At 45.3% G+C, this 23,054-nt stretch carries 23 protein-coding genes and 1 pseudogene; 14 read left to right on the top strand and 10 right to left on the bottom strand.

Annotated features, from left to right (window positions below; genetic code table 11):
- The first annotated feature begins 170 nt into the window (after positions 1-170).
- Both RIE73_RS19660 and RIE73_RS19655 read left to right on the top strand, forming a co-directional pair.
- The gene (locus RIE73_RS19660; RefSeq protein ID WP_446402781.1) at positions 171-620 is read left to right on the top strand and encodes a carboxymuconolactone decarboxylase family protein; all 450 of its coding nucleotides are present in this window, start codon (positions 171-173) and stop codon (positions 618-620) included.
- A 166-nt stretch (positions 621-786) separates the two neighbouring features.
- Complete coding sequence (locus RIE73_RS19655) at positions 787-2,133, top strand: adenylate/guanylate cyclase domain-containing protein (protein ID WP_446402780.1); 1,347 nt, start codon at positions 787-789, stop codon at positions 2,131-2,133.
- Between the two features lie 335 nt (positions 2,134-2,468).
- Here RIE73_RS19655 and RIE73_RS19650 read toward each other — a convergent pair whose 3' ends face one another.
- Positions 2,469-3,413 carry an NAD(+) kinase gene (locus RIE73_RS19650; protein ID WP_446402784.1) on the bottom strand — a complete coding sequence of 315 codons (945 nt, stop codon included), beginning with the start codon at positions 3,411-3,413 and terminating at the stop codon, positions 2,469-2,471.
- A 305-nt stretch (positions 3,414-3,718) separates the two neighbouring features.
- A complete protein-coding gene (locus RIE73_RS19645) occupies positions 3,719-4,492 on the bottom strand; it encodes an N-acetyltransferase family protein (RefSeq protein WP_446402779.1) in 774 nt (257 codons plus the stop codon).
- 103 nt (positions 4,493-4,595) lie between these two features.
- On the opposite strand from RIE73_RS19645, the gene RIE73_RS19640 reads away from it, so the two are divergent.
- The 3 genes from RIE73_RS19640 to RIE73_RS19630 all read left to right on the top strand — a co-directional run bounded on the left by RIE73_RS19640 (position 4,596) and on the right by RIE73_RS19630 (position 5,925).
- Entirely contained in the window at positions 4,596-4,829 is a 234-nt protein-coding gene (locus RIE73_RS19640) for a hypothetical protein (RefSeq protein ID WP_446402778.1), read from the top strand.
- A gap of 88 nt (positions 4,830-4,917) precedes the next feature.
- Positions 4,918-5,517, top strand: a complete 600-nt coding sequence (locus RIE73_RS19635; RefSeq protein ID WP_446402777.1) for a Uma2 family endonuclease — start codon at positions 4,918-4,920, stop codon at positions 5,515-5,517.
- Positions 5,518-5,607: 90 nt separating this feature from the next.
- Entirely contained in the window at positions 5,608-5,925 is a 318-nt protein-coding gene (locus tag RIE73_RS19630; protein WP_446402776.1) for a DUF3082 domain-containing protein, read from the top strand.
- A gap of 131 nt (positions 5,926-6,056) precedes the next feature.
- Here RIE73_RS19630 and RIE73_RS19625 read toward each other — a convergent pair whose 3' ends face one another.
- Positions 6,057-7,034, bottom strand: coding sequence for a cysteine synthase A (locus tag RIE73_RS19625; RefSeq protein ID WP_446402775.1), 978 nt, complete (start codon positions 7,032-7,034; stop codon positions 6,057-6,059).
- A gap of 206 nt (positions 7,035-7,240) precedes the next feature.
- Complete coding sequence (locus RIE73_RS19620; protein ID WP_446386931.1) at positions 7,241-7,879, bottom strand: peroxiredoxin; 639 nt, start codon at positions 7,877-7,879, stop codon at positions 7,241-7,243.
- A 236-nt stretch (positions 7,880-8,115) separates the two neighbouring features.
- On the opposite strand from RIE73_RS19620, the gene psbU reads away from it, so the two are divergent.
- From psbU to RIE73_RS19605, 3 genes are all read left to right on the top strand, one after another.
- Complete coding sequence (gene psbU / locus RIE73_RS19615; protein ID WP_446402774.1) at positions 8,116-8,571, top strand: photosystem II complex extrinsic protein PsbU; 456 nt, start codon at positions 8,116-8,118, stop codon at positions 8,569-8,571.
- A gap of 200 nt (positions 8,572-8,771) precedes the next feature.
- Complete coding sequence (gene nadB / locus RIE73_RS19610) at positions 8,772-10,448, top strand: L-aspartate oxidase (RefSeq protein WP_446402773.1); 1,677 nt, start codon at positions 8,772-8,774, stop codon at positions 10,446-10,448.
- Positions 10,449-10,709: 261 nt separating this feature from the next.
- Positions 10,710-11,576 (top strand): NAD(P)-dependent oxidoreductase, encoded by an 867-nt coding sequence (locus RIE73_RS19605; RefSeq protein WP_446402772.1) that lies wholly within the window; start codon positions 10,710-10,712, stop codon positions 11,574-11,576.
- A 644-nt stretch (positions 11,577-12,220) separates the two neighbouring features.
- Here the strand turns inward: RIE73_RS19605 and RIE73_RS19600 are convergent.
- On the bottom strand, positions 12,221-13,039 hold the full coding sequence (locus RIE73_RS19600) for a hypothetical protein (RefSeq protein WP_446402771.1): 819 nt from the start codon (positions 13,037-13,039) through the stop codon (positions 12,221-12,223).
- 475 nt (positions 13,040-13,514) lie between these two features.
- On the opposite strand from RIE73_RS19600, the gene psb34 reads away from it, so the two are divergent.
- Complete coding sequence (psb34, locus tag RIE73_RS19595; RefSeq protein ID WP_006103939.1) at positions 13,515-13,685, top strand: photosystem II assembly protein Psb34; 171 nt, start codon at positions 13,515-13,517, stop codon at positions 13,683-13,685.
- A 201-nt stretch (positions 13,686-13,886) separates the two neighbouring features.
- Here the strand turns inward: psb34 and RIE73_RS19590 are convergent, their stop codons facing one another.
- Positions 13,887-14,330: a retroviral-like aspartic protease family protein gene (locus RIE73_RS19590; RefSeq protein ID WP_446395702.1), complete on the bottom strand. Its 444-nt coding sequence runs from the start codon at positions 14,328-14,330 to the stop codon at positions 13,887-13,889.
- Positions 14,331-14,416: 86 nt separating this feature from the next.
- On the opposite strand from RIE73_RS19590, the pseudogene RIE73_RS19585 reads away from it, so the two are divergent.
- A pseudogene (locus tag RIE73_RS19585) lies at positions 14,417-14,566 on the top strand (RNA-guided endonuclease TnpB family protein); the annotation flags it as partial.
- A gap of 11 nt (positions 14,567-14,577) precedes the next feature.
- Here RIE73_RS19585 and RIE73_RS19580 read toward each other — a convergent pair.
- Complete coding sequence (locus tag RIE73_RS19580; RefSeq protein WP_446402770.1) at positions 14,578-14,820, bottom strand: helix-turn-helix domain-containing protein; 243 nt, start codon at positions 14,818-14,820, stop codon at positions 14,578-14,580.
- A 334-nt stretch (positions 14,821-15,154) separates the two neighbouring features.
- Between RIE73_RS19580 and RIE73_RS19575 the strand changes: the two genes are divergently transcribed.
- The 3 genes from RIE73_RS19575 to RIE73_RS19565 all read left to right on the top strand — a co-directional run bounded on the left by RIE73_RS19575 (position 15,155) and on the right by RIE73_RS19565 (position 18,556).
- Complete coding sequence (locus RIE73_RS19575) at positions 15,155-15,634, top strand: hypothetical protein (protein ID WP_446402769.1); 480 nt, start codon at positions 15,155-15,157, stop codon at positions 15,632-15,634.
- A 284-nt stretch (positions 15,635-15,918) separates the two neighbouring features.
- Positions 15,919-16,521, top strand: a complete 603-nt coding sequence (locus RIE73_RS19570; protein WP_446402768.1) for a hypothetical protein — start codon at positions 15,919-15,921, stop codon at positions 16,519-16,521.
- The gene (locus RIE73_RS19565) at positions 16,484-18,556 is read left to right on the top strand and encodes a WD40 repeat domain-containing protein (protein ID WP_446402767.1); all 2,073 of its coding nucleotides are present in this window, start codon (positions 16,484-16,486) and stop codon (positions 18,554-18,556) included. Before RIE73_RS19570 ends, RIE73_RS19565 begins: the two co-directional genes overlap by 38 nt.
- Before the next feature lies 1 nt (position 18,557).
- Here RIE73_RS19565 and RIE73_RS19560 read toward each other — a convergent pair whose 3' ends face one another.
- Positions 18,558-18,887: a hypothetical protein gene (locus tag RIE73_RS19560; RefSeq protein WP_446402766.1), complete on the bottom strand. Its 330-nt coding sequence runs from the start codon at positions 18,885-18,887 to the stop codon at positions 18,558-18,560.
- Between the two features lie 125 nt (positions 18,888-19,012).
- Positions 19,013-19,990, bottom strand: a complete 978-nt coding sequence (locus RIE73_RS19555) for a transposase (protein ID WP_446402783.1) — start codon at positions 19,988-19,990, stop codon at positions 19,013-19,015.
- A 602-nt stretch (positions 19,991-20,592) separates the two neighbouring features.
- Here RIE73_RS19555 and mnmG point away from each other — a divergent pair.
- The gene (gene mnmG, locus RIE73_RS19550; RefSeq protein ID WP_446402765.1) at positions 20,593-22,539 is read left to right on the top strand and encodes a tRNA uridine-5-carboxymethylaminomethyl(34) synthesis enzyme MnmG; all 1,947 of its coding nucleotides are present in this window, start codon (positions 20,593-20,595) and stop codon (positions 22,537-22,539) included.
- Between the two features lie 87 nt (positions 22,540-22,626).
- Here the strand turns inward: mnmG and RIE73_RS19545 are convergent, their stop codons facing one another.
- Positions 22,627-22,815, bottom strand: a complete 189-nt coding sequence (locus RIE73_RS19545) for a heavy-metal-associated domain-containing protein (RefSeq protein ID WP_006103988.1) — start codon at positions 22,813-22,815, stop codon at positions 22,627-22,629.
- Between the last annotated feature and the right edge of the window lie 239 nt (positions 22,816-23,054).

The raw sequence follows: 23,054 nt of genomic DNA, 5'->3' as shown, positions 1-23,054 counted from the left end.
AGGGCATACAGGAACATTCCAGGACTACTGGATAAACGCTTCGGGACAACTCGCCCTATAGCAGTATTGATGAAAGTCAATACTCTAAGGTGTTTGGATGAACGAAGAATCCCCCGCGTTTTCAACCGGGGGAGTGTCAAGATGAAATTAGCACCGAATTGGGATTGGGGATGGTTCCCAATTTATTTAAATCCATGGCGATTCGCCCCGAATTTTTAGCCACCACCTGGCATCAATTTCGCGGCACTATTTTAAAAGGAACGATTCCTCGCACGATTAAGGAAATGATTGGTGTGGCGATTTCCCAGGCGAATGGTAGCGATTATGCGCTAAAGGTTCACCTGCACAGCTTATCCGCATTGGGAATTAGCGAACAGGTACTGCAAATGCTAGTCAGTGACTTCGATAACTGTCCCTTACCGGAACGTGAAAAAGCTGTGATTCATTTTGGCTTGCTAGCAGCGACGAAACCCCAGCAACTCAGTGATGCTGATTATAAACATCTGCACGAGTTAGGATTGGATGAATCCGAAATCTTTGAACTCATTGCCACGGCTAACGTATTTACGGCTATCAACCAATATACTGACGCGATCGCTCTAGAAATAGACACCCTATAAACATCTGACTTCCATCCAGACTCGGCTTAGGATAGGGGACGCTTCATCAAGAATGATCGACAGATGGTTTTCAACTCCCCCAATTCTCGATCATGAATAATAATGGAGAAGTAAGACATGTAGATAAGTAGAGGCTTCCCCCATGATCAGATGAGGGATGAGTCAGATGAGTTTTTCTTTATTTTCTAGTAGTAATCATCAAATCGAAGCTCAGGATCGGGAACAACTCCTGCAAACTACCCGACAATTACTGACTCAAATTCAGGGGCTTTCGTCCCGGATTGCCGCCGTTAATGAAATTTCCAATGCGATTAACTCTTCCTTAAATTTAGACGAAATTTTACAAATTGTCAGTCAACAAGCCAAATGGTTATTAGACTTTCAGCATTGCAGCGTTTGTCTCAAAAGCGATGATGGTACGTTTCGCTTAGTCACCTTGTTTGGTTCGCCAAGTTCCTGCCAGAATTGCCCCATTGCTGGGAATAATCCGATTAGTCGCGCTCTCAAAACTGGACAATCTCAACTTAATCCCCCGGATTCCAGCGATACCTTTTTATCTGCCTATCCTTCTAAAATCATTCTGCCCCTAGCTAGAGATGATCAAGTTATCGGTTCGCTAAATTTTGCCACCAGCCACCCCTCTGGCTATTCCCAGGAAGATTTACGCATTGGTTATTTACTAGCGGTGCAATTAGCCAGTGCGATTCGCAATGCCAGATGTTTCCAGGAAATGAACGCCCTATTGGCAGAAATGAATCTGCTTTACTCAAGTTTGGAAGGAGAACGACGTAAGTCTGATCAACTCTTGTTAAATATTCTCCCTGAACCGATTGCCTATGAGTTAAAGGAAACGGGAAAAGTAAAACCTGTTCATTATGACTGTGCCACGGTTTTATTTACTGATTTTAAAGACTTCACTCAAATTGCTGAACAACTCTCACCGGAAGCGCTAGTTCAGGAATTAGATTATTGTTTTTCATTTTTTGATTTAGTCAGTGAAGTGTATGAACTGGAAAAATTAAAAACAATTGGTGATAGTTATATGGCAGTCTCTGGTATTCCCATCGCCAAATCAACTCATGCGATTGATACGGTTCTAGCCGCTTTACAAATCCAGACTTTTATTCACTGGCGACAAATTGAAAAGAGGCAGAAAAATGAACCCTATTGGCAGATTCGGATTGGTATTCATTCGGGTTCCTTACTCGCGGGTGTGATTGGGCGGAAGAAGTTTACTTATGATGTATGGGGGGATACGGTGAATACAGCATCCCGGATGGAATCATCTGCGATTCCGGGAACGATTAATATTTCCCAAGCGGCGTTTGATCAAGTTAAGGATTTTTTCCAGTGTGACTATCGGGGTAAAATTGCGGCTAAAAATAAAGGCGAAATTGATATGTATCAGGTTAAACGACTCAAACCCGAATTGGCAACCGATCGCCTAGGTCTGATTCCCAATGAAAAATTTAATGGGATTTATTCTAGAATTTATAGTCGGGCGTTTCAATAATCATACAGCGCTTTTCGTGAGATACACAGATAGATCCCCGACTTCTTGAAGAAGTCGGGGATCTTGCTTAGAAGACACACATTCTTGCCCAAACGTTATATAAAATCCAGGTTAGCTACCTTCATTATAACCTAGTCCTTACCTTGCGGACTTTGGCAAGTGTAACAGCGATTTCAATCGCCGTTGCAAAAGGGGATAATAAAGGCGGATTTGGTATTAGTCTCAAAATTCGATCGGGGCGGGTTTAGTCACATCTGGGTTAGGTCAGAAACGATAGTAGTAAAACCCGCCCCTACATCCAACTGAAACTCCTTATTCAGCCAACCCTCCATCAATCAATGTCGGTGATTATTACTGTAATGAAATCTCGCCCCCGCCCACTGGAGTTTTTCCCGTAAGGTTTTGTAGTAAGAACTATTTTCGCGGAGAACAATAAACTTAGCATAGCAATCTGCCTTACGCACATCCACCCGTTGTCCGGGCCAAATCGGGGTTGCCATCACCCCATCCATCCACAGCTTGGTGTTGAGTTCATAATCGCCGAGGGGCCAAATGCTGACAACAGAACCCGCAGGTAGGACTAAGGGGCGACTGGATAGACTTAAGGGACAAATCGGTGTCACCCCGATCGCTTCCATGCCATCATGGAGAATTGGACCGTTGGCGGATAAGGTATAGCAGGTGGAACCCGTGGGTGTGGAGACAATCAATCCATCCCCTTGATACTGATCAACCACTTCCCCGTCGATTTCCATTTCCAGAATCGAGGTAATCATGCGATCGGCTGAGGCGGGTTTGATGCACATTTCATTCAGCGCCAAATAGCGATCGCTGATTGGTTCGAGATTAGTACGTGTGGCAAAGCTATCCTGGCGGGAATCCCCTTCAAACAAAAAGGCTTCGATCATCATGCGTCGCTGCACAGCATAGCGATCTTCCCTAATCCGATCCCATATCCGTTCGGTATCTTTGAACGCTTCAAAGGGTTCGGTCAGAAATCCCAGATGTCCACCAATATTAATCGCCAAAATCGGGATACCGGCGGGGGCGAGGTGTCGTGCGGCGGCTAAGGCGGCGCCATCTCCTCCCAGCACCACCGCCAGATCAATGTTGTGCATCACGGATGCCAAAAACACAGGATAGGGATTATCCTTAGCACTACTCGGTCCAATCAGGACATGACAACCCCGTTGTTCCAATTGCCGAGCGCATTTTTCCGCCCAAGCTTGACCTTGGGAGTCTCTGGCTTTGTGGGCGATAATCACTTGTTTTAGCTGCACGGTAACCTCGTTACTGACGTTTGAGAGATGTCCTCGATGGGAAGGCGATCGCACTCCGGCTATCGGTCTCAATTATCGATCCTTGTCGTCTGCTGATCACAACCGGGGAATCGAAATAACTTTAATCAGCCTAGCGCAGCCAAGGGAGTACAGCGCGGTGGAAAAAGTGAATCGGTATGCGCTGTGAGGCTCAGTTCATTGAAAATGTTTGGTTTAAAGGTGAATGGGCAAGGGAGTATTGGTATGGAATTTTAAGAACAGAATGGGCAGACAACCATTCTTAATTTCACGAAAATAGTCTAATTTTAATTTATAGAATTTTTAGGGGAAATAAAATTTTTAGTCAGAGTCAACGAATTTCCCCCTTGACCAACAACTTCAAACCCAAAGCGGCGATACAATCGCAAGGCGGGATTATCTGGAGATACACTTAAAGAAACGGCAGAGTAGCACGGTTGCGCTGTTTCAACTAACTGGGTAAGGAGTTGAGAGCCAATACCTTGACCGCGATAGTCCGGCAAAACAGCGATGGTTAGTTCTGGTGTTTCATCGTTGACATATCCAAACCCTTTATTGCTACTCTTAAATAGTCGTAACCACGCCGCACCAACAGGTAGTTGACTGTCCTTAAGCATAGCGATAAACCCGATATCATCCTGTTGTCCCCAATCTTGAACATACTTAGCTAATTCCGGCTGATAAATCACCTCTCGCGGTAAAGGTGTAGCGTCGGGTGGAACATAGAGTGCCAGATATAGCATGTCCCACAAAAAAGGTTCATCAGTTACCTCTACGGGGCGGATAACATATCTCATCGCCAGAGTTTTTTTTACGACTACACCAATTATCTTATTGCCAAAGGCGTCTGGGACTAAATTGCTAGAACGTTTCCGGTGTCGTCTAACACTACGAACAGAATTTAACTTACTTTGGCAGTCGAGTACCTCTGATGGACTCGGTGCATTGCGGAAAGACTCCAACAGACAAGCCGTTGTTGCCATGCGACCCAGTAAACCTAAGTTTTCCGGTGCTGTCGATGTAGGCGATCGCTGTTGTGGGATAGGATTAAGAAAACGCAATCAAGTCATTTGGACAGTGCCGCCAGATTATATAAAAGATCAGTTACGCTCTTACAGTAATGCGATTTGAGATTATAATTAAATTCATCTTATCGGAGTAGTTATGCAGTCTGCTAATAAAGAAAATCAATTTGTTGTTTGCATTAGCAATCAAGATTACCCAGCTTCACTAGAAGTCCGTAAAATTTATCAGGTTATTCCTGATGCTAATGCGACCCAACATCAAATGATTCGAGTGATTGACGAATCAGGCGAAGATTATCTGTATCCCAGTATTTATTTTGTGCCGATCCAGTTACCAAAAGCGGCTGAGTCAGCTTTTTCTATAGCCAGTTAAAGCTGCCGATTAATTGCTTGGTGATCACAGGCTACGGACGTAAGAAAGTAGGCATAATTAAACCTCAAAGCTTGGGAGATTAACTAAAATGGTTATGCAAGCCGAAGATAAAAAGATTTACACACCCGAAGAATACCTAGAGTTTGAAGTTAACTCAGAAAACCGACATGAATTCATTAATGGCGAAATTGTCCTGATGACTGGCGGAACTCCTAATCATAATCAAATTGCTCTCAATCTAAGCGGTGCGCTGAATTTTGCCCTCAAGCGTCAACCTTATCGAGTATTTGTCACCGATCAACGCCTCTGGATTCCTCGAAAACGGATTTATACTTATCCTGATGTCATGGTCGTTCAGGGAGAATTGCAATTACAAGAAGGACGGCGAGACACGATTACTAATCCCTTAATTATTGCTGAAGTGTTGTCAGAATCCACCCGAAGCTATGACAAAGATGCAAAATTTGCCGCCTATCGAACTATTCCCAGCTTTCAAGAATATCTCTTAATTGACCAATACACGATGCACATTGAACACTATTTCAAAACTGAGCGAAAACGCTGGATATTTTATGAGTATGATGATGCTGATGAAATCGTTTCTCTCAACTCTTTCTCATTCCAAATAACGCTGGCAGATATTTATGACAAAGTTGAGTTTGATTTAGCCACAGAAAGTAATGGCTAAAGCGTCGGCTGGCGAAGACAGCGCAACGAGGAACCTGTGTTAATTCAGTGACATTCGCACTAAGATCAATGACAAAAGGACATCCGACTTATGACCACTAATCCCGATAATCAACCCACAACTACCGAACAAACGCCGCCGACTCCCTTGCGCTGCTTGATTTCAGCCTTGATATCCGGTTCTCTGGCGATCGCGGGATACTGGCTGACAACCGCTATTGCCCAATCCTTAGCGAATAAGCCTCTACCCTCTGGGAATGTGACGGCGATTAATATTGCGATCGCGGTTCGTACCTTAGTTGTGGGAATCAGTACTCTCGCCACGGCTGTCTTTAGTCTCGTGGCTGTTGGCTTGGTGGCTTTAGCTATCCAATTGACGGTGCAACGCTTCACCCAAGAGACAAAATGATTGCTTACTGATCAACTCCTGTCTAGAGAAAGAGGAATACTGAGGATCAAAGGTGGTGAGGGGAGGGAACAGCCATTTTAGAGACGTTGCATGCAACGTCTCTACAGATGTGATGATGATACCGCTAACTGCTAACGTTCCGGTAACAGCCCCTTTTGCGCCAACCACTCCCGATTATAAAGCCGCGATTGATAACGCGAACCGCTATCACAAAGCACCGTCACAATCGTGTGTCCGGGTCCCATTTCTTTGGCTAAGGCGACGGCTGCACCAACATTAATTCCCACAGAACCGCCCATGAATAAACCATCTTTTTCCAGCAGTTGGTAAATTACCCGCACGGCTTCTTTATCATCAATTTGAATCGCATCATCAATGGGAACCCCTTGCATATTGGCGGTAATTCGGCTGTTACCAATTCCTTCAGTAATCGAATTGCCCTCTGTGTTAATTTCGCCCGTCTTCACGTAACTGTACAACCCACTCCCCATGGGGTCAGCCACAATCGATTTAACCTGGGGATTCTTTTCTTTCAGAAACATAGACACCCCAGCGAATGTTCCCCCTGTCCCGGTAGCCGCCACCCAAGCGTCCACTTTACCGTCGGTTTGTTGCCAAATTTCGGGTCCCGTGGTTTCATAATGGGCGTGCCGATTGGCTAAATTATCAAACTGATTTGCCCAAATCGCATTCTCCATCTCTTCGGCAGTTCGTCCCGATAGCTTAACGTAATTATTGGGGTTTTTATACGGCACAGCCGGAACCGGACGCACTTGGGCACCTAGCGTCCTTAATGCATCCATTTTCTCTTGGGATTGAGTTTCGGGAATGATAATTAGGCACTTATATCCCTTAGCATTACAAATATGCGCTAAACCAATACCCGTATTACCCGCCGTTCCCTCAACAACTGTACCACCGGGCTTGAGTAACCCTTTATCTTCAGCATCTTGAATAATATAGAGGGCGGCGCGGTCTTTGACAGAACCGCCAGGATTAAGAAACTCAGCTTTTCCCAGGATTTCACAGCCTGTTTCTTCGCTGAAGCTATTTAACCGAATTAGAGGGGTATTCCCTACTGTGCCGACAAAGCCGTCTTTAATATCCATTTGCTCTAGGAGTATTCTGCTCTAATTTTTAGGTTTACATCCTCTCCCGGTTGGAAACACGGGGGAATGTAAAGTTTTATGTAGGGGCGGGTTTCACCGTTATCGTTTCTTACCTTACCCAGATGTAACTAAACCCGCCAATGTAGAGACGTAGCATGCTACGTCTCTACACAGCCCATCTCCCAGACGTTCCCCACCTTACGTCTCTACTTGTTGGGTTGCGGGGTCATCCGCAGGTAAGGCTTGACTTCGGTGTAACCTTTGGGGAATTTTTCTTTTAAGACGTCTGGGTCTTTCAGAGAGGGGACAATTACACAGTCATCTCCTTCTTTCCAATTCACGGGAGTGGCGACCTGATGGTGATCCGTAAGCTGTAGGGAGTCAATCACCCGCAAGATTTCATCAAAGTTGCGACCGGTGCTGGGAGGATAGGTGATGGTCAGGCGCAGTTTTTTCTGGGGATCAATGACGAAGACTGTGCGTACCGTCACACTAGCATTAGCGTTGGGATGAATCATGTCGTACAGATCAGACACCTTTTTATCCGCATCTGCCAAAACTGGGTAGTTGACGGTCGTATTCTGGGTTTCGTTGATGTCTTGAATCCAACCCTGATGAGACTCCGCATCGTCCACACTCAGGGCGATGACTTTAGCATTGCGCTTGTCGAATTCGGGTTTGAGCTTGGCAACCTCGCCTAACTCTGTGGTGCAAACGGGTGTATAGTCAGCCGGGTGAGAGAATAACACGACCCAGCTATCCCCTGCCCAGTCATAGAAGTTGATCTCGCCTTCACTAGAGGATTGCGTGAAGTTGGGGACAGTATCGCCTAATCGCAGAGCCATAGCTAATTTCCTGATTCTTTCGTCAACAGAGACAATTTTTAATCTTCCCACAAAACCCCGGTTTTCCGGTAGACTTTTAGAACTATTTAGCATTTTTCATAATTCTGGGGGGATAAGCGCCTAAACTCTTGAGGTAGGGATAGATAAGATGAGAGGATAGAAAACAAAAGTTAAGGTAATCGAAGAGGGGCAGTTCTGTCTTGGTCTTCAATGTGTCTGAGTAAGGAGGAGAGTTAATGAAACGATTGGTTCGTGTGTTAATGGTATGGGGACTGTTAGTGAGCTGCTGGGGATGGTTGGGTTTCTCCCAAAGCGCGATCGCAGCACCAATGTCCTGGACTCCGGGCGTGTCTTTGAGTAACGCGATCCAGAGTGGGACGCCGATGTTACTTGCTGATGAGGAGCTACGCAATCCAGCCGATGCCAAGCTGGAAACGGAGTTTGGTCAAAAGCTTGATTTGAACAATACTCATATCCGAGCGTTTCGCAAGTATCGGGGGATGTTCCCGACGTTAGCCTCATTGATCATCCAGAATGCTCCCTACGACGATGTAGAGGAAGTGCTGGAAATTCCCGGATTGACTGATCGGCAAAAACAGATCCTGAAAGATAACCTGGACAATTTTACGGTGACCGATCCGGCGGCAGTTTACACAGAAGGTGATGACCGCTTTAATCCCGGCGTCTACTAAACTCGCATAATTCCGGAAATTCCTAGTTCAACCCACTCCTGTTGGGGGGTGGGTTATTTTTTACACAAGCAAGGTAGATGGTAGAAGACAGAAAACTGCAAGGAAAAAGTACCCAAGCTATAAATGGGGTGTCAAAAGCGGATTGGGGATCACCTGTTCCCCGTTCCCTGTTCCCTGTTCCCTAGTAATTAATTCCGAGAATGATTTCTGTTCCTGACAATTCACAATCACAATTTCATCAGCCAACCCAATTTGATGTTATCGTCGTAGGCGCTGGTGCAGCTGGACTTTATGCCGCCCTTTGTCTACCCGATCGCTTAAATGTTGCACTGATCACCAAAGATACTCTATCCATCGGTGCTAGTGACTGGGCGCAGGGCGGTATTGCAGCAGCTATTGCCCCAGGAGATTCGCCGACGTTGCATGTTGAGGATACACTTCGGGCTGGGGCGGGGCTTTGTGATACCAGTGCTGTGGAGTTCCTGGCTCAACAAGCGCCCGATCGCATTCGCTCGTTAGTGGAGATGGGGGTGACGTTTGATCGACGGGGGGAGCAGTTAGCGTTAACCTTAGAGGCGGCTCATTCCCGTCCCCGGGTTCTCCATGCGGCGGATACTACAGGACGGGCTGTGGTTAGTACGCTCACCGCCCTAGTATTGCGTCGGGCGAATATTACGGTGCTTCAGCAGGCATTTGCCTTGTCGGTATGGCTGAATCCTGAAACGGGTTATTGTCAGGGTGTCCAACTCATGTACCATGGTCAAATTAGTTGGATACGGGCGGGGGCGGTTGTCCTGGCTACGGGAGGCGGCGGTCAAGTTTTTGCCCAGACGACGAATCCCGATGTCAGTACCGGAGATGGGGTGGCGATCGCATGGCGGGCGGGGGCGATTCTCAGAGACTTGGAATTTGTCCAATTTCATCCCACGGCTTTAACCAAACCGGGGGCGCCTCATTTTCTGATCAGCGAAGCGGTGCGGGGAGAAGGGGCGCATCTGGTGGATGATCAGGGACACCGTTTTGCGTTTGAATATCATCCTGATGGCGAACTTGCGCCCAGAGATGTGGTGAGTCGGGCGATTTTTAGTCATTTACAGAAAACGACGGCTGATCCGGCTACCAGTCATGTCTATTTAGATTTGCGCCCCATTCCTGAGGATCGGATTCGCCACCGATTTCCGAATATTATCCAAGTTTGTCAGCAATGGGGCGTTGACGTATTTCGGGAGATGATTCCCGTCGCCCCTGCTGCTCATTATTGGATGGGGGGAATTGTCACGGATTTAATGACCTGTACTTCTATTCCTCATTTGTATGCTGTGGGTGAAACGGCAAGTACGGGTGTTCACGGTGCCAACCGTCTAGCCAGTAATTCACTATTGGAATGTATTGTATTTGGCGCTCAGTTGAGGCAATTAACACCAAATCAATCTGTCTTGACTCAGGACTCGGTGTCTATGTCCCTGTTAACCTTATCCGATGAAGCGACGAAAACGGATAAAATGCTTGCCATACAGAAGACGTTAAAACGATTAGTGTGGCAAAGTGCGGGAATTTGTCGATCCGCCCAGCAGCTAGAGCGTGCGATCGCGCAGGTGGAAGGTTGGCAGTCTGAATTGGCTGCATTGCCCTTAAGCCAACAGTTACGGCAGGTTACACCACAGAATACGGTTCAACTTGATGCCCCGAATGCCGATTATCTGGTGCGAACGTGGGGAGAAACCTCTAATTTATTAGATATAGCTTACTTAATTTTGAAAAGCGCTCTGTTTCGCACCGAAAGTCGTGGCGGACATTACCGCTTAGATTATCCTCAACCTGATCCGAATTGGCAAATGCATACACTTGTGCAAGAGGAGCGTTGGTGGAAAGGGTAAATGTTTTATGTCTTAAATCTAAACCACAAGAGGGCGGGTTTTGTTGATAAGTTATCGGTATACCCGTCAATTAAATGTCTAAACCCGCCCCTACAACCTACCTTACGATATAATTTTACCTTCTGCCTCCTACCCTCCTACCCTTCGATCTGTCTTATGTTCAGAAATAAAGAAATCCCTCAACAGATAGGTGTCAGAGTCAAGCAGTGGGTGCAAGATTGCAAGGGAGTGTTTTGATGTCGTCAACCTAAAGACAAATACATGGTTAAGGTAGGATTTCTCGGTACAGGGTTAATGGGACAACCCATGGCGCAACGGTTACTGGATGCGGAAATACCAGTCGTGGCGTACAATCGCACCTCGTCTAAGCTAGACCCTCTAAAGGATTCAGGTGCCCAAACGACTGATGCGGCGGCAGATGCGATCGCGGCTGCCGATTGCGTTATTTTAATGTTGGCAGATGCTGATGCGATTCGACAGGTGGCACTATCTGATAGTTGCCAGGATGCATTAAAAGGACGCACTGTGATTCAGATGGGTACCATTTCCCCCAGAGAAAGTCAAGATATTCAAAATCAAATCGTAGCCGTCGGGGGTGAGTATTTAGAAGCGCCTGTATTAGGGAGTATTCCGCAAGTCAAAGATGGCAAGCTGCAAGTCATGGTAGGGGCGTCTAAAGATCAGTTTCAAAAATGGCAAGAGTTACTCAAAAATTTTGGAGAACCCCTATTAATGGGTCCCGTGGGAACCGCCGCCGCCACAAAGTTAGCATTAAATCAATTAATTGCCGCCTTAACCGCCGGATTTGCCCTCAGTTTTGGATTTGTGCAGCGTCAGGGGGTGGATGTAGAAAAGTTTATGGAACTACTGCGAGACAGTGCGCTGTATGCACCGACATTTGATAAGAAGTTAAATCGGATGCAAGACAGTAATTTTGCTGATCCCAACTTTCCCCTAAAACATTTACTTAAAGATATTAATTTATTCCTTAGTGAGGCAAAAGCAGAAGGGTTAGAGGCGAGTAGTTTAGCAGGTGTACGCCAGGTGGTTGAGAAGGCGAAAGACGCTGGGTTAGCGGATGAAGATTATTCTTCCTTATATTCGGGAATTAACCAGACATTGGGGTGAATAGTTACAGATGTTTTGAGCCAACGCGCTGAAGAGTGAAACCGGGTTTGTCGGGGCGGGTTTAGGGAATTTCGTATCTAGGACATCGGTCAACAAACCGGGTTCCTTTGGCTCAAAGGTTGATATGGCGTTGTCATCCTAACGAGAAACCCGGTTTCTAGGAATGTATCAGGAAAATGTACCCTTGCTCCCCCAGCTCCCCCAGCTCCCCCAGCTTCCCCCGCTCCCCCTTACCACAGCACTTATTCAGCCGACCCTATTTCTCTTATCTCCCCTACTCAAGCGATTTTGGGATTTCTGGGGAAACGTTTAAGTCTGGGAGTTGATTTTTGCTGTTGTGCGTTTGACCGGATTTTGGCGAAACCCAATGAAGGGTATGATTGCGAATGTGCCGTTGTAATTGATGCGAGTAGCCAGGAAATCTATTCATAATCCACCCCTAAGAAATCTGCATCAATCTTACTCCCTTTATCGGGGTGAAAGGGTTAACTTTTGGCAAGGTATTCGTAAAGTTTGAGTTAATCTTTACTCCCTGACTAGATAAAAAGCCGCTTAAACCCTTGGCGGATAATGGTTGGCATGAATTTTCGGCGCAGGTAACTCTAGAACACCTGTCCGGTAAGATGCTCCAATAAGGAAATCTATTAGAAATAGCGTTCCGTTCCTGGAATATGACCAAAAATTCGTTCGGAATAGTCTCGAAGTTCTGCATTATCGATGAGTTTTTGGTATTGTGGCTGATCAGCAAAGGCTTTCCATCGGTTGAGAACATCCATTTCAGCCGCTTTTCCCCGAAATATAAGTCCATCGAAAGAACTCCCACCACCTTGACCTTTTACATCATTAAAACCTGTATCAGAAAACTTGATATTAAGTTGCTTGGCTAATTGCTGGCGATAGTCCACATCGATAAACCATTGGTTATAATTAACCACGATTTTATTATTTTTAAACAACTGCGTTTCTCCCAAGAATTCTTGAGCGTATGATATCCACAGTTCAACTAATGTTCTATCAGGACATTTTACCTTCATATATCCCTTTTTTAGTCGGCTTGCCAGCATGTTGAAGGGATCTCTTAAGATAATTACATCGTATTTGATTGCACTTTCGCCCAAGTACAGTTCACTTTTTTGGTCAAACTCCTTGTCAGTGATTTGCTCAAGCGCATGATCTTCATAGCTATAGATTAAACAGTCTTTTTGGGTAAAATTACCTTTGGCTTCCTGCTTTAATTTTTCTTTGGGATAATGTTCATACAAGAAACGGTATGGATTCCGTTTTACTGGAATCTTATTCAAATGCCATACTTCACCGTGGTGTTGTTTTCTGATCCAGTTGATAATGGCATGATTTCCACTCCGTTTTAATCCAACTACTCTAATTTCCTTTTGATTAACTATTTCTGACGGACTCACGTTGTTGGATAAGTGTCTTATGGCATCTTCGACACGGTAACCCATATTTCGTTTCACGCAGCGAAGCCTGTTCAGTGTGTTGTCCATCTTTACAGTAGAACGGTGAATCTAACTGTGGCTGATCTATCTTAACAGACGCAAAGTCCAGTCTTTTGATGAATGGCATGGAGAAGTTCTAGTGCAAGAAGGCAGGAGGCAGAAGGGGAGAAGGCTTATACAATCAGGATTTACGCACAAACGCCACATACAGTAGGGGTACGGCCTGGCCGTGCCCCTACAGGTAGTGCTTTGCACCTTTTTTAACTGGAGAGTTACTTCCGCCGCGCTGGTCTAGGGGAAAACTGTCTGTGATAGAGTTAAGTCGGTATTATTGCCTAGGTATATCATACGGCTTGTTTTTGATAAGCTCACCTTATAAAAAGCAGAACAAGATCCGATAGCATATCTATTGCCTTTCTGTAAAGACCTTCGTTAAAGTTATAAACAACAGAGAGAACAAACACACAGGAGAAAGATTCAGATGTACACCACAATCAACCAAGACGGACAACTGAACAACTACGCAATCGAAACCCCTGTATATTATGCTGAATATCCCAATAGTGAACAACAGCGTCGCTATGCTTTTCAAGGGGCGTGCGCTATTCTATTCGTCAATGTATTACTTCTGACAGCACTAGCTGTAAGCTAACATTTACGCCTCATCCACCTGTCGTTAACCCAAGATGATTGTATCCCAAAATTATTACGGGTAGCGCCAGCGAATAACGTTTTTTAAGTCCTCCTAACCCTTGGGATTTGGGATAACTAAAAGCCTTGCTTCGGCAGGACTAGAAGAGAGCCTCAGTTGCAAAATCCACGACTATTATCGTCGTGGATTTTTACGGTTTATTTAAAGAATCGTTAAATAGGTTTCAGTTGGACTGATAGGCAATAGCTTCAGGCGTTGATTTTTTAGATCTAATTCAATCCCTAAAGCTTCCAGTGGGATAACTCCGAGTAAAGGATTTCTGCCACCTGGAAGTTCTAAACATTCAAACGTACCTTCCCGTCCAAGGAGGGAAATTTTAGCATCCTGAAAGATTCGGGCTTTGCCGATTCCGTTAGCCGTTTCGACATCGACTTCTTTGAGGAGATCTAAACCCAATTGCGTGATTATCTCTGTGGGCAAGCAAAGTGTTGTTGCACCTGTGTCCACTAACACATTATCTAGTGTGACGGAGCGAACTTGGTCAGTAGAAATAGAACCTCGTGCCGCTAAACCTTGGTCTATGCGGTTGGTAAGGGTTAAGATGGTTGTAATTTTGCCCATTGAGTTATTGATCGTGGATAGCATAATGTTGTTTTTCCATTTCTTTTGGCAGAATAGGTAGTAAATAAATTTTATTCCAGCTAGGCTACAGAATGCTTCGACAGGCTCAGCAACAACTATCGGTCTCAGGGACTGGGACTGCTGCTGTTGGCGTAGCCTGCGCGAAGCGCATAGGAGGGGATGTGAGACCGAAGCTTGGACGTAAGTCTAAGCTGACGCAATTCCCAGTGAAATCAGAAGCTCAGGCTTCTACGAAGTAAGCCTGAGTAGTTCACTTCACGTCATCAGGAAGATCATCAGCAGACATTCCGGCTCTTTGCATTAGCTCAATCAGTCGCTTGATTTGAGGAAGCGAAAACCTAATTTGCCTTTCCCCCGTCTCGTGGCGTCGGATTGTTCTGCTGGTTGTTCCTAATTCCTGAGCTAACTCTTCCTGAGTCATACTCAGTCGTTGGCGTAACAGTTTGAGAGTTGCCGATTCGGGGTTGCTATTTGAGTTTTTATCGTCTACCATTCTAGTTATAGGACACTTGTTCCGGTCGCAGAGAACAAAAATGATGGGGAAACATTTTGGAAGTCCCTTTACTTCCAGTTTCCCTGCTTCTCTACGGCTAGTTTCTCACACAGCAAGCATACTGGGAGTTGTAACTCTCAGCTAATCGCTTAAGTGGCATACAATTCAGTATTTACTCCCTAACATCTGAATAGAGTAAGGAGGTAACGCTTAGGAAATTCTCAGGAAATTACTGGCTCGTAAGGATTTAAACCTTTCACAAATAAAAGGCGAATCGCTATTTTATCAGTTTAGCGATTGCCCTTCTCAACCAATAATTACTTAAATTATAGCAATGAAGCATTCTCAATGGCTTCGCCTCCAAGCAGAAGGCGATAGAGTTGTTGTGTCTCTACGAGCAGATGGGTTCAACTGCTATAAATACCCACGTCGCTTATCTTGGCACATCAGCAAAAGTTCTGTGTGTTACAGGTTAACGTGGTTACCAGCACCAGTCTGTGAGTGGAGTTTACTACCCGATGATGGAACACCAGCGCGAGAGCAACTTTTAGCTCAAATTCATTCTATACTAATGCATCGGGGTGGCGGTCGAACAGCAGAGTCATCCCTAATCCCGAATCTAGGCTTTTGGAATCAAACCCATTATCCCTGGATGCTGGTTAGGCTGTTACCAAATGCTCAACATTATACCGTTGCTCGTTTCTACAGCCGCACGGAAGCAGAAAATCACCAGCGATTTCTGGGTAAGTGGATTCCTGGAGCTGAGTTTGAGGTCATATTTGATGCTGATTGCGGTGACTTAAACAGCAACTAGCGGTATAAAGTGGTACAGGCACAGGGCGCACGTCGGTGCGCCCCTACAGTTCAAAAATGGGATATATCTCAACATCTGGCATAATCCAACCTGTATGAAACAACCCAAAGAATTAATACGTTAATTGTAGGGGCGGGTTTAGCCGTTTAAGGTGGGTATCTACCGATAACCTCAAAGGCAAAACCCGCTCTTCGTCATAAATTGACAGACAGGATGGTTTTGTCAAGAGAGCTTTGGTATTATAGAGTTATTGCTGCTTCTTTAAAAAGAAGTATATTTGAACTATGCCTGACTTCACCACAGTTCGCGATAGAGATGCCTGGAACACTATTCGGGGGTACGTCTACCAAGTTGACCTGACGATTCAGCGTTGGTTAAACTTGCAACCTGGGCAAACTCTTGAACTTGAATGTGGTGAAGATATAGATATTATTTCTCATTCGCTGACAGCCACTCCAGAGGAATGGCAGCGACAACTTGAACAAGTCAAACACAGAGATAAATCTATTACCCTAAAAACTGATGAAGCCGTAACCGCTATTGCCTGTTTTCTTGAACATTATCAGGCAAATCCCGAAACTAACCTATTGTTTCGCTTCACAACTAACACTAAGGCGGGTCGAGAACAACAACCGTTACATCTTGAGCGTTTGTCTGAGAGTGCGATCGCGCAATGGTTACGAGAAGCGGGAAATGGGGAATTAGCAGGATTTGCAGACGATACAAGCTTAGTGAGCCAACTCGATAAAATTACTGATGGGTTTCCACTTTACCTTAGTTATCTGATTGATGACTTATGTCATCATGCGCCCAAGCATATACAGAATATTCAGGAATTGGATTTCTGCCTTGGGAGTACAGCACTTAATAGAAGATTACGATTTTGATTTCAATCCTGAGTACACAACCACTGATAAAAAAGTGAATTTTAATGTAGATAATATAAAATTAATTCAAGGTGCGCTTCGGCTATCGGCACATATTTTAGCTGAGGATAAGACGCAACTAATCGAACAACTCTGGGGTCACTTGTCTAGCTGTGAAGCTCCAGAAATACAGGAAATGCTAGAACATGCTAGGCAGTGCAAGTCTACCCATTGGCTACGCCCCTTGAGTTCTAGCTTTACAACATCTAGCAATTCTTTGCAGCGTACATTAGAAGGACATACTGACTGGATTAGTGCAGTAGCAGTTACAGCAGATGGAGCCGATAGAAATCTAGTTGTTTCTGCCTCCTATGACCATACATTGAAAGTCTGGGATATAGCTAGTGGTGATGAACTAAGCACATTGACAGGTCATACCGAATCGGTTTGGGCAGTGGCAATTACAGCAGATGGAAAGATAGCTGTTTCTGCCTCTGACGACTGTACTTTGAAAGTTTGGGATTTAGCTAGCGGTGAGAACCTGAAAACTCTAAGGGGACACGATGATATAGTGAGGGCAGTTGCGGTTACAGTAACGACAGAGGGACAGTGGATAGTTTCTGGTTCCCGTGATTGCACTCTGAAAGTTTGGGATTTAGCTAATGGTCATGAGATACGCACCTTGGTAGGACATACAGATTTGGTCAGCGCGGTAGCAGTGACAGCAGATGGAAAGCTGACTATTTCTGCTTCTACTGACGGCACAATTAAGGTCTGGGATCTAGCTAGTGGTGATGAACTAAACACCTTTAGAGGTCACAGTCGCGAAGTCTGGGCGGTAGCAATTGCACCACATAAGCAATGGATAGTTTCCGCATCTGATGATCATACATTAAAGGTCTGGGATTTAGCGAGTGGTCGTACATTGCATACTTTGGTAGGGCATAAACGTGAAGTACGCGCAGTGGCAGTGACAGCAGATGAAAAATTGGTTGTTTCTGGTTCTACTGACAGTACAATTAAAGTTTGGGATTTAGCGAGTGGCCATGAAATACGTACCTTGACTGGTCATAGTTGGTCGGTTACATCAGTGGCAATTACAGAAGATACGCGATGGCTGGTTTCTGCTTCTGCTGATAAAACATTGAAAGTGTGGGATTTACATATTGATGAAAAACTGTCTACGTTAGCCGCTCATACTGATTGGGTAAGGTCAATAGCTATTACAGCAGATGGGAAGAAAGCTGTTTCTGCTTCTAATGATTGTACTTTGAAGGTATGGGATGTAGTTTGTAGCAGTCAACTGTACATCTTAGGGTGTCATAGGGATGCAGTGCAATCAGTATCAGTTACAGCAAATGGAAAGTTCGCAATTTCTAGCTCTAGAGACTTTACTGTGAAAGTTTGGGATTTAACCACGGGTCAAGAAGTTAGAACTCTGAGAGGTCATTTTGACCGGGTTAATGGAGTGGCTGTTACAGCAGATAGTAAATGGGCAGTTTCAGTTTCTGACGACTGCACCTTAAGAGTCTGGAATTTAGATAGCGGCTTAATACTTCTACCACTACCGTTAAGTCATACGAACTGGGTTTATGGAGTAGCGGTTACAGCAGATAAACGATGGGCAATTTCTGCTTCTGCTGATAAAACATTGAAAGTCTTAGATTTCTGGAACATAAGGGAAGTATGTACCCTAAAAGGTCACTCAGAAGCAGTTATGGCAGTAGCAGTAACGGTAGATGAGAAAAAAGTAGTTTCTGCTTCTGTCGATCACACATTAAAAGTTTGGGATTTAGTTAATGGCAAAGAACTACAAACATTAAAAGGACATACTGACTCTGTTCTTGCCGTAGCAGTAACAACAGATAACAAGCTAGCTATTTCGGTTTCTCGCGACAAGACTCTAAAAGTTTGGGATTTAACCAGCGGACAAATGGTTTGCTATTTTAAAGGGGATAGAATTTTTTCAGCCTGTGCTGTAGCTGAAGATGGAGTTACTATTGTTGCAGGTGATTGTTTGGGTCACGTACATTTTCTACAATTAGAGAGGGTGTAATTTATTTTCCTTTTGCCCCTTCACCCGAACTCGGCTCTGTGTTCTCCAATCCCGATCCCTCTTCCGTAACATATTGATTCGCCACAGATTCAAATGCCTCTAAGGATTGAGTTTTCACTGCCTGAACCAGAAAAGTATCTAGTATATCAAGATTCTCTGTTTTCCAAATTAATTTCCTAAATTCCTGCGGAATATTCTCAAAACGAAGTTCAAGAATACGAATAATAGAGGCTTGTCTTCCTTGTTGTAAACCCTTCCTTATTCCGATTCGTTCAACGCTGGTAATATAAGGCATTTTTTCTCCTCTTCTAACGTTTTTATCTCTTGCCACAATCGATCTTCTTCTGTTTTAGGTAGGGCAATAAACAAATCGAACAATCGAAATAATTGAACGATATCCTCTCGCCCATACCAGCGATCGCACAAATTCTTGCTCAATAAAACCTAACTCTTTGTTTACGTCTCATTCGCCTCTTCCCCCGCACTCGATTCTGTGTCCTCCAATTCCAATCCCGCCTCTGTAATCAATTGATTCGCCACAGTTCCAAATGCTTCTAAGGATTGAGTTGTTACCGCCTGAACCAGAAGAGTTTCTAGTACCTCAATATTGTCTATCTTTCCAATTGCTTCTCTCAATTTCTGCGGAATATTTTCAAACCGAACTTCAAGAATACGAAGAATTGCTCCTTGTTGTCCTTTCCTGATTCCGATTCGTTCAACGCTGGTAATGTAAGGCATTTTTCTCTCCTCTTCTAACGTTTGTATCTCTTGCCACAATCGATCCTCTTCTCTCTTCGGTAGGGCGATAAACCAATCGATTAATCGAAATAATTGAACGATATCCTCTCGCTCATACCCCCGCTCATATAAACTCTTAATCAGAGACAGCTTGCTTTCATATCCAACCCCAACATCTTTCCCGGCAACTTGGGCAGAAAGGTGCGCCTGTACTATCGCCGCCAATGGGTTTTGACTTTGAGCCAGCTCATCCATACTGTAATCTAGCAGTTTCACCACCGGAAATTCCAGTATTGCCCGACACCCCCACAATTCACGCTCATAGCGACTGGGGCGCCAACCCGGTTGTTCATCGCCAAGTATTCCCAAGCTCACCACACTGCGGCGATACCTATCGAAAATCCGGCTGTGGTACAGGTACATCCGCTCACTAAACTCGCTTTGACGCTGTGATTGCACCTCTACATGGACAAGAACCCATTGCTCCTCTCCGCTACGACGCCAGACTTTCACCAACTTATCCGCATCTCTCCTACCCGTTTGAGTCTCTCGCTTGATTTGTTGTAACTCAGTGTCTAAAAATTCAAATCCTGGTTCCCAATTGATGTCCTCTTCTATGCGTGGATAGAAAAAACTCAAAAACTCCCGAAAATATAGTGAAATGCTTTCTTTCCATGGCGAATCATATTCGCTCATATTAGTCACTCCTAAGTTCTCATGTTTGCCCTGATTTCATTGGATTTAGCGTGTTTAAATATTACTATTTTAATCGCCATAAAAAAAGGGATTTTTGTCATCGGATTGGGGATCAAGGCTACATCGATTCGGACTTTCGGCATCATTGTAGAGACGTTTCATGCAACGTCTCTACATACATATATGAATTAGAATTACATCCAGAAACTGTAGGGGCGCATGGCGTGCGCCCATAAAATCGACAGGAATCTTGCGTTCGCCTCACTATAAAACGCGCAATCCGGGAAGCCTTGGAGGAGAAGCCCACAGTCCCTTACAAATGACAAATCGTAGATTATGGCGGGAGACTTCTCGCAGAATCAAGTTAAGGGCGCAAGCCTTAGTTAAGGGCGCAAGCCTTAGTTAAGGGCGCAAGCCTTAGTTAAGGGCGCAAGCCTTAGTTAAGGGCGCAAGCCTTAGTTAAGGGCGCAAGCCTTGCGCCCCTACATGGCATGACGATAACGGTAAAACAGTAGAGACGCGCCATGGCGCGTCTCTACCACCGTATCTGAATGGGAATTCGGTAGAATGAAGCATGAGTCCTTGTCACTCAAACACTAACCATGACCACACATTCCGCCGTAGATTTCCAAGACGCTTTTGATGTCATCGTTGTCGGTGCTGGACATTCTGGCTGCGAAGCTGCACTAGCCGCCGCCCGTCTGGGATGTCGCACTATGCTACTTACCCTGAACCTGGATAAAATTGCTTGGCAACCTTGTAACCCCGCCGTGGGTGCCCCAGCTAAATCCCAACTCGCCCACGAGGTAGACGCCTTGGGGGGAGAAATTGGTAAGATGGCAGACCGAACCTATCTCCAGAAGCGGGTATTAAATCAGTCGCGCGGACCTGCGGTTTGGGCGTTACGGGCGCAAACCGATAAGCGGGAATATGCGGCGGTGATGAAACGGATTGTCGAGAACCAGGAGAATTTGGTTATCCGCGAGGGAATGGCGACGGATTTAGTCCTGGGTGCGAACGATGAGGTTATTGGTGTTCAGACTTATTTTGGTGTAGCATTTGCCGCCCCTGCAGTAGTATTAACCACAGGAACGTTCCTGGGTGGATGTATCTGGGTGGGGAATAAGTCGATGCCCGCTGGACGCGCTGGGGAATTTGCGGCGGTGGGATTGACGGAAACCCTGAACCGACTGGGGTTTGAAACGGGACGCCTGAAGACGGGAACTCCGGCGCGGGTGGATAAGCGATCGGTGGATTACAGTAAGATGGAACCGCAACCTGGGGATGACGTGGTGTCTTGGTTCAGCTTTGACCCAGAGGTGTGGGTGGAACGGGAACAGATGAATTGTTATATTACCCGTACCACGGCACAAACCCATCAGTTGATTCGGGACAATCTGCATCTGTCTCCAGTTTATGGAGGTTGGGTGGATGCAAAGGGACCCCGTTATTGTCCCAGTATTGAAGACAAAATTGTCCGGTTTGCGGATAAGCAAAGCCACCAGATCTTTATTGAACCGGAAGGGCGAGACATTCCCGAACTCTATATCCAGGGATTCTCGACAGGATTACCAGAGACGCTACAGTTGCAAATGTTGCGATCGCTCCCTGGATTAGAAGACTGTACCATGCTACGTCCAGCTTATGCGGTGGAGTATGATTATCTCCCTGCAACCCAGTGTTTCCCGACGTTAATGACCAAAAAAATCGAGGGGTTATTCTGCGCTGGACAAATTAATGGAACAACAGGATATGAAGAAGCCGCCGCCCAGGGGATTGTCGCCGGAATTAATGCAGTACGCTATGTGCGACATCAAGAGATGTTGGTGTTCCCCCGTGAAGAAAGCTATATCGGTACATTAATTGATGATTTGTGTACGAAAGATTTGCGAGAACCCTACCGGATGCTAACCAGTCGTTCCGAGTATCGCTTACTCCTGCGTTCTGATAATGCCGATCGCCGTCTGACTCCCTGGGGACGAGAGATTGGCTTAATTGATGACCGCCGTTGGCAACTTTATACTGAAAAACAAGCCAATATTGCGGCGGAGAAGGAACGACTCCAGACAGTACGGATCAAGGAACATGAGGAATTAGGCGTTGCGATCGCGTCGGATACTCAGCAACGGATTAAGGGTTCGATTACCCTAGCTGAATTGCTACGTCGTCCCAAATTCCACTATACCAATCTGGATTACTACGGATTAGGGAACTCCAGTCTCAACCAAGCTGAACGAGACGGTGCGGAAATCGATATCAAATATGCGGGATATCTGCAACGCCAGCAAAATCAGATTGATCAAGTATCCCGTCAAAGCCAGCGACGATTGCCCATGGATCTGGATTATGATGCGATTGAAACCCTATCCAAGGAATCTCGCGAGAAATTGTCTCAGGTAAAACCCCTAACGATTGGTCAAGCCTCGCGCATTGGGGGGGTGAATCCAGCCGATATTAATGCCTTGCTGGTGTATTTGGAAGTGCGATCGCGCCAATCAGCATATCCTTCAGAGTCCCCAATACCAACAGCATCAGGAATCTCTGGGTAATTCAACTAGATTCCCAAATGTAGAGACGTTGCCTGCAACGTCTCTACAATTTATAAAAAACAGAGTTCTATAATGCCAGATTGGATATTATTCCACTTGATGCCCAACAGAGGTAATGACTTGTTTAATTGACTCCTGAGATGCCTCAGTTTCCACACTAACCGTCTTATTTGCCACATCAACATCGACTTTCGCTTCAGGTTCGTGGGTACGAATCCCTTCGCTGATGGTTTTGGCGCAAGCATCACAAGCAATACTCGGAACGTTGAATTTCATTGCTGCCATCGTGTAGATTTCACTCCAGGTTTTTATTCAATCTATCATTATAAGTAGGTTGGGACAATTAAAGTTAACGGTTGAGATTAGGAAGGATCAGGGAACAGAGAACAGTAAGGGTTTGAGGAACATTCACAGAACTTAACATAGCTCGCTTTATTTCCACCGACCTACTTAGCGAAGTACTGCTTTTTGTTTTTCATTCTAAAGTATGAATTTAAAAAAAAGCTTAGGAAGCA

Source organism: Coleofasciculus sp. C1-SOL-03, assembly GCF_040220555.1.
GTDB lineage: Bacteria > Cyanobacteriota > Cyanobacteriia > Cyanobacteriales > Coleofasciculaceae > Coleofasciculus.
This window is presented reverse-complemented; position numbering and strand designations above follow the sequence as displayed.